Genomic DNA, 13911 nt, shown 5'->3' with positions numbered 1-13911 from the left:
AACCAGCGGCAGAAAAGTCGGTTCGGCCGGCGTGCCGCGGAGCACGCTTTCTGCGTATTTACACGGGCGGTGGCGATATCGACGCGTCGTTGTCGTATTTCGAGAGTCGTTGAGTTGCAACGCGTTCCCTGTGACAGCGGGAAAATGTCACTGGGCGGCGGCTCGTACCGCAGCGACGATCACTGCGACAAGGAGCACCAGCAGAAGAACCACGAGTAATACGGGTCCGAGCAGCAGCGCGACGATCAGAAGGAGAACAAGGCCGAACTTGGCCTTTCCGCTCAAGCCGGATACCAGCGCCTTGATCGCGGCCCACACCGGATTCTTACCCGTCAAGGCGGCGCGAATGCCTTCGAGTCCGGCGCCGACCCCGGCGTTGCTGTGTATCACCTCGTGGACGAGCGACGCCAACCATTTCTTGAATTTCTGCCGAAGATTCTGCGCCTCCATCTCGCCGCGGTCCCGCAGTGCGTCCACGAGGTGGCGAACCTGGTCCTTCAGCCACTCGGTGACGTCCCCGAAGTCCTGCGGAACCGGATCGGGCAGGCGCGAGCGGCCGGCGCCGGAGGATCGGGTGTGGGCCGGTGCGGGGAACCCTGTGTCCCGGGGACGCTTCCCCGTCGGCTTAGTCGCGGATTCGGTGCCGGCATCCGTACGCGTCGGCCGGGCCGCCGTCTCGGTCCGCCGGGGAAGGCCGTGCCGCGATCCGGCCGACGCTGATGTCGAGCTTGCCGGCCGCCTGGGCGGGAGTGGCTGCCTCCGCGGCAGTCGACCCGGGGGAGCGTCGGCGAGCGCCGTCGACCGTGTCGTCGTCCTCTCTCGTGCGCCCATACACCCCAATTACCCTCGGGGAAATTCTTGAAACCGGAGCGGGAACGGCGGCAATCCGGGTACGACGGGTTACCGCTCTCCGCGTTCGTCGAGCGGGTTGTTGCGGGTGACGATGAGCGGGTCGGCGGGGGTGAACGGGAAATTCGGCAGATCGCCGATGTGGGTGCCGAACGTGGCGGCGAGGACTTCGCGGGAGTACGCGCTGACCGATGCGCGGTATCCGATGTCACCGGGCGTCGGCTGGTCGAAGAAAATCAGAAAATGGATGTCGTCGGACCCCGCGACCTCGATGTGGTGTGGGTATGCGCGGGGAATGAAATACACGTCCCCCTGCTCGAGATACCAGGTGTCGAGGGGGCCGTCCGGGTCCATGACCGTCATCCGCGCCGATCCGCGCCGCACATAACCCATTTCGCCGCCGACGGCACCACGGGATCGCCGATTCGCGCCGCCAGGGCGCGGTCCGCGGTGTCGCGTCGGAGAGCGGTGAAGTCGGAGGCGTCGAGATCGTAGGTGTTGCCGAGGACGGCATCGGTCATCGCGCCGAACGCGGCTCCACCGAAGTCCTCGGGGCGCTCGCTCCGGAAGGCGATGAGAATTCCGCGACCTCGTCGCCGATGTTCTCGATGTGGTGCAGCGATCCCGAATCGATGTGGAACATCTCTCCGGCGCCGACAGTGAAGGTGGAGAACACGCTGCCGGTGTCGAGCACGGAGACAAGTGACGTTCCGGACAGGCAATAGGTGAGTTCGTTGGCGTTGGCGTGCCAATGCGAGGTGCGCATCGCTCCGGGGTTGATCGACAGGCGCTTCAGGATCGGGAAGGTGTCCGCTGTCACCCGGGTGATCGAGCCCATGTCGGATTGCTCGACGATCTCGCCGTCGGTCAACGAGGTGTTGTGAATGCTGCGTCGCGTGCTCATGGATGTGCCTTCCGTGTCGGACGGTTGCCTGGGACGGCCTCGGCGGTGGGAAGCAGTTCGCGCATACAGGTAGAAGTATGTCTTTCCGCAGTGAAATGTTCCGGTGATCGCGACGGAGTGAGTGGGCTCCCGGGCTAGGATTCGAAGAAGGCCTGCCAGCTGGTGCCGCCCGTCGGCGCGGTACTCGAACCATGGCGCCGAGGCGGTGATGGCGACGATGAGGGATTTCCCGGTGGAGTACATGCGGGGCCGGAGAAATGGAGTGGGTCGGTTCCGCACACTGCGCGCCACCCGCCTCGTTGTGATCGCGGCGTGCGGCGCACTCGTGATCGCTGGGTGCTCGCCGACGTCCGAGCCGACGACCTCGGAGAACGGTTCACTGCCTGCCGCGACGACGGCGACGGGGACCACTGCTTCGGGTTCGGCGCTCAATTCCATCGATCCGGCCACATTCCAGGCTGCGGTCGACGCTGCCGCCGAGGAGCTGATGATCCCCGGCGCGGTGGTGCAGCTCCGCACCCCGCAGGGAGACTTCGTCGCGGCGGTCGGCACCACGGAACTGGGCGCGGACACACCGCCGGCTGCGCAGACTCATTTCCGGATCGCCTCGAACACCAAGACCTTGACGGCGGCCCTGACGGTCCTGCTGGCACAGGACGGCAAGCTCCGGTTCAGCGACCCGGTGTCGACCTACGTCGCCGACGTGCCCAACGGCGAGAACATCACCATCGCACAGCTGTTGACGATGCGCAGCGGGCTGTACAACTACACGAGTTCGCCCGAGTTGGCGGCGACTTTGGACAGCGACCCGGCGAAGGCCTGGACACCTCAGGAGGTCTTGGACATCGCGTTCAGCCGGCCGCCGAACTTCCCACCAGGCACGTCGTACGAATACAACAACACCAATTACGCGTTGCTGGGTCTGATCGCCGAGAAGGTCGGCGGTCGCCCACTGGCCGAGCAGTTCCAGGAACGGTTGCTCGGGCCGCTCGGGCTGAACCAGACCTCGTTACCCGCCGCCGACGATACGGCGATCCCGGATCCGTATTCGCACGGTTACATGTACGGCGAATCGGCCTACGCTCTAGTGGACGAGCCGTATCCCGCCGACATGCAGGCCGCCGCGCGGGCGGGGACACTGCAACCCCTCGACTACACCAACCAGAATCCGTCCTACGCCACTGCCGCGGGGGGCGCCATCTCCACGGCGGACAACCTGGCCACATGGATCCGGGCGCTGGTCTCCGGCAAAGTGTTGAATCCGGAATACCAGCAACAATGGCGGGACAGCCTGCAACCCGAGGACCCGGACGCACCCGACGGGCAGCAATACGGTTACGGGATCAGCTACCAGCGTTTCGGGCCGAACGCGTCGATGTACTACCACGGAGGTGAGCTGCCGGGCTTCAACTCGTTCATCGGGTACGACCCGGACAACGACGTCGCGCTCGTGATCTGGGCGAATCTGACTCTGTCGCCCGAGGGTAAAACCACCGCGAACGCGTTGCTGCCCACCGTTCTCGACGAGATCTACGCCGGGATGTCGCTGGCGCCGACACCGGCCCCTACCCCCACCAGGTGATGCCAGGTGCGTGAGTCGCCGGTGGGGCAGAATCGTCCCCTGTGAGCGACAACTCCGTTCGAACACCGCACGCGCCGGCAGATGCCGGCGATCCCGACCTGGCCAGAGCACGGGACGGAGACGACGCCGCGTTCACGCGGCTGGTCGGACCGTTGCGCCGGGAACTGCACGCCCACTGCTATCGCATGCTCGGCTCCAGCCACGATGCCGACGACGCCCTGCAGGACGCTCTGCTGCGGGCGTGGCGCGGATTCGCGAAATTCGAAGGCCGCAGCGCACTGCGCTCCTGGCTGTACACCGTCGCGACGCGCACGTGCCTGGACGCGGTCGAATCGCGCGGTAGGCGGGCCCTGCCCGTCGACCTGGGTCCGTCCAGTGATCGCGCCGTCGTCGGTGACGTCCCGCTCACCGAAGTGGCGTGGCTGGGTCCCTACGCCGATGCGGGACTGGCCGCCGGTGTGGCGGGGCCGGCCGCCCGCTACGAGCAGCGCGAGGCCGTCGAACTGGCATTCGTTGCGGCACTGCAACATCTGCCGGGCAATCAGCGGGCGGCCCTGCTGCTCTTCGAGGTCCTGGGGTTCTCCGCCGCCGAGATCGCCGCCGCCATGGACACGACGACGGCGTCGGTGAACAGCGCGCTGCAGCGGGCCCGGGCGATCGTGGCGGAGAAGATTCCCTCGGTGACCCAGTCTCGAACTTTGCGAGAAATCGACGACGCGCATCTGCGTGCCCTGGTCGCCGGGTACTCCACCGCGTTGGAACGCGGTGATGCCGATGCTCTGGTCGCTCTGCTGACCGAGGACGTCACCTGGTCGATGCCACCGATGGCGCACTGGTATCGCGGTATGGCCGCGGTCACGGATTTCGCGGTCCGGGTCCCGCTCACGGGGTGCGGTTCGTGGCGCCACCTGCCGGTCGGTGCCAACGGCCAGCCCGCCGTGGCCTTCTATCTGTGGGACGAGGACGCCGGCACCCACCTCCGCTGGTCGATCACGGTGCTGACCCTGCGTGGCACCAAGATCGCGGAGCTGACCTCGTTCATCGGTGCGGAGCACTTCGAGCCGTTCGGGCTGCCTGAATTCCTGCCGTGACCTGCGCGCGCGGTGACCGATTGCGCCGCCGTGACACCACGGTGGCACATCGATCTTCGGCAGAGTCTTGCGATGGTGCCAATGTGATGCCATGATGGCACCATGGATCTCACGCCCTATGTCGCATCCCTCCGTCACGAACTCGCCGTAGCCGCCGAGGCCGGGGGAGACGACGCCCGTGCCCTCGCCGAGCGACTCACCGCACCACTGGAGTCCGGGGTCCGGCTCGCGCTACTCGACGCGCTGTCGGCGGCCGCCAGTGAAATCACCCGTGACCTCGCACCGGGTTCGGTGGATCTTCGTCTCCGCGGACGTGAGCCCACGTTCGTCGTCACTCCCGCGCCGGTCGAGCGATTGTTCGAGGAGCAGGCCGCATCCGGTCCGGACATGTCGCCGCCTCGGATCCCGGAAGTGGAAGACGGCGCCATGACCCGGATCAACCTTCGTCTCCCGCAAGACCTCAAGGACCGCGTCGAGGAGGCCGCTCGGGAGGCAGGGCTGTCTGTGAACGCCTGGCTCGTCCGGTCCGCGGCCGCGGGGTTGGAGTCCGACGGCGGCAGTAATCGTTCCGAACGGCGTGCCCCACGCGGCAATGACCGTTTCACGGGCTGGGTGCGCTGACCCGACCGGCCCGTCCTTTCATTCGCCACCACCACATTCCGGAGGACAACCATGCCCACTTTCAGCACCCCGGCGCCGATCTCGGCGACGGTCGAACTCGTCGTCGGCGACGCACGGATCACGGCGAGCGACCGCCACGACACGGTCGTGGACGTGCGCCCCAGCGACGGCTCGCGGGAATCGGACGTTCGCGCCGCCGAGCAGACCCGCGTCGAGTACTCCGCAGGGAGACTGCTGGTCAAGGCGCCGAAGCAGCGCGGTCTCGGCCTGTTCGGCAAGGCCGGTTCCGTCGACGTCACCATCGCGCTGCCGACCGGCTCCGAGTTCGAGGGCGAGGCGTCGGTGGCGACGTTCCGCGGCGCCGGACGGCTCGGCGCGTGCCGCGTCAAGACATCGGCGGGGGACGTCCAACTCGGCGACACGGGCCCGCTCGACGTGCACACCGGGGCCGGCACGGTCACCGTGGACCACGTTGCAGGTGATGCGGACCTGAGCACGGGGTCGGGAAAACTCCGCGTCGGCGCGATCGACGGCAGCGCCGTGATCAAGAACTCCAACGGCGACAACTGGATCGGCACGATCGGCGGCGGACTGCGGGTGAAGACGGCGAACGGGGACATCTCCGTCGACGACGCCCGCGCCGACCTCGCCGCCGCAACTGCGAACGGCGACATCCGCATCGGGCAGGTGACGCAGGGCGCGGCGTCGCTCGAAACCGGTCACGGTCGAATCGAGATCGGCATCCGCTCCGGGACCGCCGCCCGGCTCGACGCGCACACGTCCTTCGGGAAGGTCCAGAACCGTCTGGACTCCGTCGACCGGCCCGAATCGACGGACGACACGGTCGAGGTGCGCGCCCGTACCGGTTTCGGCGACATCGTGATTCGCCGCCCCGATTCCCCGAAGTCGACCAGTCGAAAGGCAGAGTGATGACAGCATCGATCACCACCCGGTCCGCTATCACCACCACCGGGCTGCGAAAGTCCTACGGCGACAAAGTCGTCCTCGACGGCATCGACCTCGACATCGGTGAGGGAACGATCTTCTCGCTCCTCGGACCCAACGGCGCAGGCAAGACCACCATGGTGCAGATTCTGTCCACCCTCATCGCTCCCGACGGCGGCAAGGTGAGGATCGCGGGTCACGATCTCGCCCGCGAGCCCGACGCGGTTCGGTCCACCATCGGTGTGACCGGCCAGTTCTCCGCGGTGGACAACCTCCTCACGGGTCGCGAGAACCTGATGCTGATGGCCGATCTGCACCACCTGCGGCGCGACGCGGGCCGCGCCCGGGCCACGGAACTGCTGGCCCGGTTCGATCTCGTCGAGGCGGGCGCGAAGCCGGCCGGGAGTTACTCCGGTGGCATGCGCCGCCGGCTGGACCTGGCGATGACCCTCGTCGGCGATCCCCGGATCATCTTCCTCGACGAGCCGACGACCGGTCTCGATCCGCGCAGTCGCCGCGCCATGTGGCAGATCATCCGCGAACTCGTCGCCGACGGGGTCACGATCTTCCTCACCACCCAGTACCTGGAGGAAGCAGATCGGCTCGCCGACCGGATCGCACTCCTCGACGGCGGCAGGCTGGTCGCGGAGGGAACCCCCGAACAGCTGAAGAGGCTCGTTCCGGGCGGCCACATCACCCTGGCGTTGCCCGGGGTGCGCGAACTCGACGCCGCATCCCGGCTGCTCGGCGACGTGACCCGGAACGAGGAAGCGCTCACCCTGCAGGTTCCCGGCGACGGCAGCGTGCAATCGCTGCGCGCGCTGCTCGATCGGCTCGATCACGCATCGATCGAGGTCGAGAACCTGACCGTCCACACACCCGATCTCGACGACGTCTTCCTCGCGCTCACCGAGCGCGCCGCAACCAGGAAAGAGAGCGTGCGATGACGACCATGGGTTACGCGCTGAGCGATTCGGCGACGATGCTGCGACGCAACCTCCGGCACATGGTCCGGTACCCGTCGGTGACGGTGCTCCTCGTCGGGATGCCGATCATCCTCCTCCTGCTCTTCGTGTACGTGTTCGGCGGCACGCTGGGAGCGGGACTCGGCGATCCCGACGGCGGACGCGGCGCCTACATCGACTACGTGGCACCCGGAATCCTCCTGATGACCGTGGCCAGCGCCGCCCAGGGAACCGCGATCTCGGTCGCCACCGACATGACCGAGGGCATCATCGCCCGGTTCCGGACCATGGCCATCGCACGGGTGTCCGTGCTGACCGGGCACGTCATCGGCAGCATGATCCAGACACTGATCAGCCTCGTCCTGGTCGTCGGTGTCGCCGTGCTCATCGGTTTCCGGCCCACCGCCGGACTCGGCGAGTGGGTAGCGGCGACGGCGGTGCTCGCGATGTTCACGTTCGCACTCACGTGGCTGTCCGTTGCGTTCGGGCTGGTGTCCAAGAGCGTCGAAACGGCGAGCAACCTCCCGATGGTGCTGATATTGCTGCCATTCCTCGGCAGTGGGTTCGTCCCCACCGACTCGATGCCGGCCGGTCTCCGGTGGTTCGCCGAGTACCAGCCGTTCAGCCCCGTCATCGAGACCATCCGCGGACTGCTTCTCGGCGGCCCCGTCGGCAGCAGCGCAGTGCTCGCGGTCGGCTGGAGCGCCGGCATCGCGCTGCTCGGCTACCTCTGGGCGAAACGACTGTTCAACCGGCGCGTGAACTGACGGCTTTCACCCGTGCCGACGGGCGCTCACCGCGGTACTCTTCCGATGCCGCGGTTTCGCCACCGATGATGCAGCCGCAGGTTACAGTCGGAACCGGTTTTTCCTTCTTCAGCAGGGTGGGATCGCGATGAACTTGATCAAGAAATCGGCAGCATCGGTCCTCGTCGCAGCGACGGTGACACTCGGAGCCGGCACGGCGCATGCCGACCCCGTCGTGCCGAACACGGGAACGCCGGCCCTGGCGATCCCCGGTCGGCACGAGGTGGACAAGCAGAAGGCCCTCGAGAACATGCTCAACGAACTCGGCGTCGGCTGGGCCAACGGGGGAGCGGCCGGCACCGCGATCGGTGCGCTCATCGGTCTCGGCGTCGGATGTGTCTCGATGTTCCCGGGCAGTCTCGCCGGCTGCATCATCGGCACGCCGATCGGCGCGATCACCGGTGCGATCGTCGGTATGGGACAGGGCAACCCCAAGGCGCAGCAGGCCATCCAGGAGTACATCAACACGCCGTGAGTCGTTGTCCGTCAACTCTGTTCGCGGAGTCGACGGATCACGGGGGCGAACACCTCCAGATACGGTTCGTGGACGGTGACGTACGAGAAGCCGTAACGCTCCCGATGGCTCCGGAGTTGCTCGGCCATCTCCTCCACGGTTCCCACGAGGACGTACGGGGTGCCGAGGACGTCTGCCACCGACATGGTGCCGCCGAGCCGGTCCGCGATCTCGTTCGCCGCGGCCCGGCGGTCGTCCGTCTCGACGACCAACTGGACCAGTAGATGCCACTCGATGCCCTCGGCTCTCGCACCGGCGTGGTTCCGTACGAAGCGAATTCGCTCGGCCACCTCGTCCGCGGTGGCGAGGCGGAATGTGCCGGGGGGTCGCCCCGGAATCTGGAATGTGCCCGCGACACCGACGATGTCGGCGTGGGCGGCCGCGATCCGCAGCACGCGGTCCCCGGTACCGCCGATGATCAGGGGTGGACCCGAGCCGCCGAATCCACGCCGCTGCAACGGTCGTGGCACAGTGCGGCCCTCGGGTAGCTCGTCGAAGTCCGTGGTGAAGAACGTGCGGAGGCCGTCGACCAACTCCGACAACTGCTCGACTCGGCCGCCGAATGGCCTCCATTCGATACCCGCGGCGTCGAACTCCCACTTCATGTGCCCGGCACCGAGACCGACCTCGAGCTTTCCGTCGGTGAGGATGTCCGTCGTCGCGATCTCGCGAGCGAGCAGGGCGGCGTTCCAGAACGGTGCGTTGAGCACCAGAGTTCCGACCCGCAGTCCGGTGGCGCCGGCGACGGCCACCAGGAGGGGGAACGGTGCCGGGGCGCCGAGGTGGTCGGCGGCGAACACGGTGTCGTAGCCGGCGCTCTCGCCGTGACGGCATCGGTCGAGAAGGGCATCTCGGGAGTCGAAACCGAAAATGTTGAACGAGAATCGGAAATCGCGCATGGACTTCACCGGATTGATCAGAGGAAGCCTGGCCCTTGGGGGCCGGGAGGAAGCTGATTCTGTATTGCGCGATCGCGCGTAGCGGGGTCGCTTTCTTGTGTGGGTTCGGGTCGTTTTTGGTTGGTGATGTACTCGGCGACGATGGCGAGCGGGGCTCCGCCGGCGGAGGCGGCGAAGTAGGACGGTGACCAGAAGTGAKTGCCCCACAGGTATTTCTGGATGTGGTCGGGGAACTCTTGGCGCAGGTATCGAGCGGAGACGCCCTTGAGGCTATTGACCAGGGTGGAGAGTTGCACGGTAGGTGGGTAGTGGATCAAKAGGTGGACGTGGTCGGTTTCTCCGGTGAACTCGGTCAACGTTGCGCCGAACTTGTCACAGACCTCTGCCATGATCTGCTCGCATCGGGTCAGCATCGGGTCGGTGAACGCACCGCGACGATACTTCGTGACGAAGACCAAGTGCGCATGTAGGTTGGAGACAACGCTACGGCCGCGGCGTACGTTCGGGTCAGGCGTCCATCTCGGTGACATAGACCAAAGAGTATCCGCAGGGAAAGGCGCAGGGTGAAGCGGATCGTTGTCGTSAAGCTGGCTCCCACCCCGGAGCAGTATGTGGCGCTGAAATCGACACTSGAGTTGTGCAATGCGGGGGCGAACATGGTTGCGCAGCTCGCGCACACCGCCGCTGATCGRCGCCCGTTCGCGCTGCAAAAGCAGGTCTATGCCCAGCTCAAAGCGTGCGGGTTGTCGGCGCAACCGGCGATCCGGGTCATCAAGAAAGTCGCGGATGCGTACGCGACCCGGACAGCGAACCTGCTCAACGGGAATTACGGCACGCCRGGATCGACACGGTATGCGAAGGTKGCRGGTAAGGCGATCGTGTTCCGTCAGGACGCGGGCCAACCGTTCGACGATCGGTGCTTGTCGTGGCAGATCGATCGATCGACGGTRTCGATCTGGACGACCGCGGGCCGGATGCGCAACGTCGGATTCGTGTGCGCGCCGTGGCAGCKGACAATGCTCGCCGACCGCAMAGGCGAGTCGGATCTGATTTTCCGSGACGGATGTTTCTACCTGCACGCAACCGTCGACACCGACGCACCGCAGCRGCTGGTCCCCGCCGACGACCCCACCGGGTGGCTGGGCGTGGACTTGGGGATCGTGAACCTGGCKGTGACCACCGCAGACGACCCGGCCGAACTCGACGTCCGGTGGTCCGGTGGTGCGGTCACCGCCCGCCGGAAAAAGAACGGAACCATCCGGTCCGCGCTGCARAAGGTGGGGACCAGGTCCGCGAARCGGAAACTGAAGAAACGGCGGAGGAAGGAGACTCGGTACGCCACCGACATCAATCACCAACTCTCGAAAACGATTGTTGCCCAGGCACAACGCACCGGTCAAGGAATCGCGGTAGAAGACCTGTCGGGAATCCGGGACCGGGTACGGCTCGCACGCAGACAACGGCAACAATTGCACTCCTGGGCCTACGCGCAACTGCGCGACCAGATCACCTATAAGGCGCACGCCGCAGGAGTGCCGGTGCAGGTGATCAACCCTCGCAATACCAGTAAGACGTGCCACCTCTGCGGGCACTGCGACACCGCGAACAGGCACAGTCAAGCACTGTTCCGGTGCCGCGGCTGCGGTTGGACCGGCCACGCCGACCATAACGCCGCCGCCAACATTGCCGCACTCGGGCACAACAACTACCGGGCCGCCCAATCAACCGTGCCTAAAGCAGCCACCCCTCTCACAGCCAGTGAGAACGTGAGCAGCAAACCCGCGTCCTTCAGGACAGGGTAGTTGATGATGCACCCGAAGTGGCTCTGCCGGTGCCGAATGCGATGGGTGAATGCCGCAACTTCAGTGTCGCGAATATGATGCCTGCCACATCTGGCCCGGGTTTCCCGACGTGACGGCGCTGAGTCGCCCCGGACAGGCGAACAGTGCCCAGCGTCGCGAAGACTGCTGGGCACTGCTCTCGCGATCGGTGTCGACCGAGGTGAGTGTCGGTACGGCTACCGTGTTCGGTACGTCGACGAAAAGGGTGGCCGCGCCAGCCGGAGCAATTCCAGCGCCAGCAGCGAACCTCGGGGGCCCAATTCGTCCTGATAGCGGCGGATCACGTCGGTCTCCCCGCCGAGCGCGACCATCGGTGCACCGGACTCGACCCGGGTACGAGCCGCGAGCTGTGCGAGAACGAGGCGGCGATGGACCGCGTCCAGGATCTCCGCGTCGAGGCGGGCGATCTCGGCGTGAACGCGATTCAGATCCGTGCCGTCGGAGACTGCGCCTGTGGCGTCTTCGCTGACTGCCCCGAAATCACTGTCCGTCATCGTTGCTCCTCGACTGGGTGACCGTGTACGACCATCGTCGGACGGGAGCGGCCGCAGCGACAGACACCCTGGGGTGAGGAATGGCGACCCCTGTCCGGCCCGGCCGACCGGGCGGGTGCCGCGAACCGACTGCGCGCTACCGCAGTGCGATGAACCGCTGCAGTTTCCCGCTCGCCTGATGGCGCTGCAGGTGGTCGACGACCTCGATCCGGACCTGCGGATCGGACAATCCTTGCCGGCGCAACGCCCCGGCGACAGCCGACGTCAGCCGGGCGACGTCGGGGTCGCCGACCGCGAAGATGTCCGCACCGTCGACGGTCTGCCTGACCTGGTACTCGGAGACACGCGGATCTGCGCCGAGGACGTAACGAAACGTGCTCGCGGGCACCGTCTTCGTCCCGTATCGGAAATCGTCGTCGCGCCGCCCGCCGATGTCGGCGACGCGCACGAAGGCACTTCCGCACGGGCAGGTGCCGGGGAGCAACGTGACCTGATCGCCGAGGTCGTAGCGGATGAAGGGAAACGTCCGGTTGGCCAGGCCCGTGGCGAGTGTTCGCGCGGCCGGCGCATCGGCGGCGACCGGGGTGCCACTGTCGTCGACGCGTTCGAGCACGACCTCGTCCTCGCACACGTGCAGTCCCTCGCCGTGTCCGCAACCCACTGCCTGCACGCCGATCTCGGTCGACCCCCACAGGTTGTGGATCGGCACCGACCAGGCTTCGCCGATGGCCTGCCGATCCTCATCCAGCAGTGGCTCGGAGTTGGTGCTCACCCGGACGGGGTGAACCTGCAGACCGCCGGCCAAGGATGCTCGGGCGAGCCGTCCGATCACCGACGCATATCCGACCAGGTGCGTGGGGCGAGCCGCGGCCACGGCGGCGACGATTTCGTCGAACGGTGCGCCTGCCGGGATCACAACGGTCTCCATCCCCGGTGCGGTCGGCACATCGAACAAGGGGGTGCTCGCGTGCGGAGGGACACCGGCCGCGAGCACGGCGAGGCGCGAAGGAGACTGCACGGGCGCCCGCCGTTCCTCCCGCGCCTGCATCCGCCAGGCCAGGCACGCGGCCGACACGGAGAACTGCCAATCCCAGACATACACGCCGCGGACACCACTCGACCCACCCGAGCTGAAGATCTGTGCGTCGCCCGGGGTGTACGAAAACCATTGCTGCTCGGCCAGAATTCGTTCGGCACGCTCGCGATCGAGGTCACGAGTGGTGACGATCGCATCCCACTTGTCCTGCGCGTCYTGCTTGGTCATCATCGGCAGCGACGCCAGGTCGGCGACCGTGGCCGTCGACGGATCGAGACCACGAAGCCGCCGGGCGTGAAACGGCGACCGCTCACGGGCGTGCGAGAGCAGGGCCCGCAGCCGTGAGGTCCGGTAGCGCTCGATCTGTTCTCGCGGCCAGTCCAGGCGTCCCGTGTGGTCCTCGAGGGCCGCCTGAACCGCATTCAGCTGGCCGGCGCGCACACGCGCGTACGCCGTGTGCCCCATGTCGTCCGGAGCATCTCCGGGTACCGATCGGGACATGACGCCCTCCGCATCAGGGTGGTCCGGCGCATCACTGTCGTCCGTGCAAATTCGAGTCTTGCACAGCGGGGTGTCGACCGTCAGTGTGTGCGAATCTTCCGCAGAAGACGCTTCAGCGTTCGGGCGTCCCGCCACCCGAACGACGTGCGGTCCGTGGCACGCCGTTGGAGCATGTCCACGATCCGCGCGGGAACGGCGACTCGGTGCCGCACCGCACTGTCCACGACCTCGAGGACCGCGCGGTGTGGCCGGTCGTCCTCGAGCGCAAACCCCGCATCGTGCACAGCCTCGGGGGGCAGTGCCGGCCGCAACGCGGCGACCACCTCGTATGCGAACGCGTGGAAATCCTCCCGGCCGGAGGCGTTGGTGAACGTGACGGTGGCGATCGACCCGAGAAGTTCGCTCTCGCGGGCCAGGCGGGGGAGTTGTCGCTGCCAGTCGGGCGCGGCCGTGATTCCGGCTCCGGCGATCACGCCGACCGCACCGAGTGCGCGAACGTGTTCGAGCCACCCGTGCGGAGGCACGACGACACCATCGAAGAGAACGTCCGTGTCGTCCTCGATCAACAGGGTGCGTCCGTCGGCCGAGCGCAACGACAGCACGGCCGACGTCAGGTCGTCGACGCCGTCGAAGACAGGGCTGGGGTCCCGCCACCCGCGCCCAGCCAGGTTCTGCAACAACGTATGCCGCGATCCGCGCTGGACGTCGTAGTCCAGCGCCACCATCGGTGTACCCCGTCGGTCCGCTGCGGGCGCGTGGTAGATGGCGACTGCGGCGACTGCTGATTCCCCCATGGATCGTTACGATGCCACAGAAAAAGTCCGACTGGAAGGTTTTGTTCGCGCTTTCGGCGCGCCGTTGCC

At 66.8% G+C, this 13911-nt stretch carries 15 protein-coding genes and 1 pseudogene; 8 read left to right on the top strand and 8 right to left on the bottom strand.

What is annotated here, in order from left to right; translation table 11 throughout:
• Positions 1-147 precede the first annotated feature (147 nt).
• The 3 genes and pseudogenes from AC1DWT_RS14265 to AC1DWT_RS14255 all read right to left on the bottom strand — a co-directional run bounded on the left by AC1DWT_RS14265 (position 148) and on the right by AC1DWT_RS14255 (position 1753).
• Positions 148-477 (bottom strand): hypothetical protein, encoded by a 330-nt coding sequence (locus tag AC1DWT_RS14265; protein ID WP_083395884.1) that lies wholly within the window; start codon positions 475-477, stop codon positions 148-150.
• A 148-nt stretch (positions 478-625) separates the two neighbouring features.
• Positions 626-835, bottom strand: a complete 210-nt coding sequence (locus AC1DWT_RS14260; protein ID WP_095864108.1) for a hypothetical protein — start codon at positions 833-835, stop codon at positions 626-628.
• Positions 836-900: 65 nt separating this feature from the next.
• Positions 901-1753 (bottom strand): annotated as a pseudogene (locus AC1DWT_RS14255) (cupin domain-containing protein).
• Positions 1754-2132: 379 nt separating this feature from the next.
• Between AC1DWT_RS14255 and AC1DWT_RS14250 the strand changes: the two are divergent.
• The 7 genes from AC1DWT_RS14250 (at position 2133) to AC1DWT_RS14220 (ending at position 8238) form a co-directional block, all read left to right on the top strand.
• Positions 2133-3335 (top strand): serine hydrolase domain-containing protein, encoded by a 1203-nt coding sequence (locus AC1DWT_RS14250; protein WP_095864334.1) that lies wholly within the window; start codon positions 2133-2135, stop codon positions 3333-3335.
• Positions 3336-3376: 41 nt separating this feature from the next.
• Positions 3377-4426 carry a sigma-70 family RNA polymerase sigma factor gene (locus tag AC1DWT_RS14245; protein ID WP_206012341.1) on the top strand — a complete coding sequence of 350 codons (1050 nt, stop codon included), beginning with the start codon at positions 3377-3379 and terminating at the stop codon, positions 4424-4426.
• 102 nt (positions 4427-4528) lie between these two features.
• A complete protein-coding gene (locus AC1DWT_RS14240; protein WP_206012340.1) occupies positions 4529-5047 on the top strand; it encodes a toxin-antitoxin system HicB family antitoxin in 519 nt (172 codons plus the stop codon).
• Between the two features lie 51 nt (positions 5048-5098).
• Entirely contained in the window at positions 5099-5977 is an 879-nt protein-coding gene (locus AC1DWT_RS14235; protein WP_206012339.1) for a DUF4097 family beta strand repeat-containing protein, read from the top strand.
• Positions 5977-6939: an ATP-binding cassette domain-containing protein gene (locus AC1DWT_RS14230; RefSeq protein ID WP_095864112.1), complete on the top strand. Its 963-nt coding sequence runs from the start codon at positions 5977-5979 to the stop codon at positions 6937-6939. Before AC1DWT_RS14235 ends, AC1DWT_RS14230 begins: the two co-directional genes overlap by 1 nt.
• Positions 6936-7724: an ABC transporter permease gene (locus tag AC1DWT_RS14225; protein WP_206012338.1), complete on the top strand. Its 789-nt coding sequence runs from the start codon at positions 6936-6938 to the stop codon at positions 7722-7724. Before AC1DWT_RS14230 ends, AC1DWT_RS14225 begins: the two co-directional genes overlap by 4 nt.
• Positions 7725-7851: 127 nt before the next feature.
• Positions 7852-8238, top strand: coding sequence for a hypothetical protein (locus AC1DWT_RS14220; RefSeq protein WP_072943487.1), 387 nt, complete (start codon positions 7852-7854; stop codon positions 8236-8238).
• A gap of 11 nt (positions 8239-8249) precedes the next feature.
• On the opposite strand, the gene AC1DWT_RS14215 is transcribed toward AC1DWT_RS14220, so the two are convergent.
• Together AC1DWT_RS14215 and tnpA are read right to left on the bottom strand one after the other, a co-directional pair.
• The gene (locus tag AC1DWT_RS14215) at positions 8250-9176 is read right to left on the bottom strand and encodes an LLM class F420-dependent oxidoreductase (RefSeq protein WP_095864335.1); all 927 of its coding nucleotides are present in this window, start codon (positions 9174-9176) and stop codon (positions 8250-8252) included.
• A 17-nt stretch (positions 9177-9193) separates the two neighbouring features.
• Entirely contained in the window at positions 9194-9706 is a 513-nt protein-coding gene (gene tnpA / locus AC1DWT_RS14210) for an IS200/IS605 family transposase (protein ID WP_477921039.1), read from the bottom strand.
• Positions 9707-9739: 33 nt separating this feature from the next.
• Here tnpA and AC1DWT_RS14205 point away from each other — a divergent pair, with 33 nt between their 5' ends.
• Entirely contained in the window at positions 9740-10978 is a 1239-nt protein-coding gene (locus tag AC1DWT_RS14205) for an RNA-guided endonuclease InsQ/TnpB family protein (RefSeq protein ID WP_477921037.1), read from the top strand.
• A gap of 215 nt (positions 10979-11193) precedes the next feature.
• Here the strand turns inward: AC1DWT_RS14205 and AC1DWT_RS14200 are convergent, their stop codons facing one another.
• The 3 genes from AC1DWT_RS14200 to AC1DWT_RS14190 form a co-directional block, all read right to left on the bottom strand.
• Positions 11194-11511: a chorismate mutase gene (locus AC1DWT_RS14200; RefSeq protein ID WP_072951282.1), complete on the bottom strand. Its 318-nt coding sequence runs from the start codon at positions 11509-11511 to the stop codon at positions 11194-11196.
• 136 nt (positions 11512-11647) lie between these two features.
• On the bottom strand, positions 11648-13048 hold the full coding sequence (locus tag AC1DWT_RS14195) for a phenylacetate--CoA ligase family protein (protein ID WP_206012336.1): 1401 nt from the start codon (positions 13046-13048) through the stop codon (positions 11648-11650).
• An 80-nt stretch (positions 13049-13128) separates the two neighbouring features.
• Positions 13129-13842 (bottom strand): hypothetical protein, encoded by a 714-nt coding sequence (locus AC1DWT_RS14190; RefSeq protein ID WP_206012335.1) that lies wholly within the window; start codon positions 13840-13842, stop codon positions 13129-13131.
• Positions 13843-13911: the final 69 nt, after the last annotated feature.

The organism is Rhodococcus sp. P4_B6 (assembly GCF_056402215.1).
Note: the sequence above shows the minus strand (reverse complement) of the source record. Positions and strands in the feature narration are given on the sequence as shown.

What these genes read in the sequence shown, in the direction of transcription:
- AC1DWT_RS14240 (WP_206012340.1), top strand. Translation starts at nt 4,529, where the DNA reads ATGGATCTCACGCCCTATGTCGCATCCCTCCGTCACGAACTCGCCGTA.
- AC1DWT_RS14235 (WP_206012339.1), top strand. Translation starts at nt 5,099, where the DNA reads ATGCCCACTTTCAGCACCCCGGCGCCGATCTCGGCGACGGTCGAACTC.
- AC1DWT_RS14230 (WP_095864112.1), top strand. Translation starts at nt 5,977, where the DNA reads ATGACAGCATCGATCACCACCCGGTCCGCTATCACCACCACCGGGCTG.
- AC1DWT_RS14225 (WP_206012338.1), top strand. Translation starts at nt 6,936, where the DNA reads ATGACGACCATGGGTTACGCGCTGAGCGATTCGGCGACGATGCTGCGA.
- AC1DWT_RS14220 (WP_072943487.1), top strand. Translation starts at nt 7,852, where the DNA reads ATGAACTTGATCAAGAAATCGGCAGCATCGGTCCTCGTCGCAGCGACG.
- AC1DWT_RS14215 (WP_095864335.1), bottom strand. Translation starts at nt 9,176, where the DNA reads ATGCGCGATTTCCGATTCTCGTTCAACATTTTCGGTTTCGACTCCCGA.
- AC1DWT_RS14200 (WP_072951282.1), bottom strand. Translation starts at nt 11,511, where the DNA reads ATGACGGACAGTGATTTCGGGGCAGTCAGCGAAGACGCCACAGGCGCA.
- AC1DWT_RS14190 (WP_206012335.1), bottom strand. Translation starts at nt 13,842, where the DNA reads ATGGGGGAATCAGCAGTCGCCGCAGTCGCCATCTACCACGCGCCCGCA.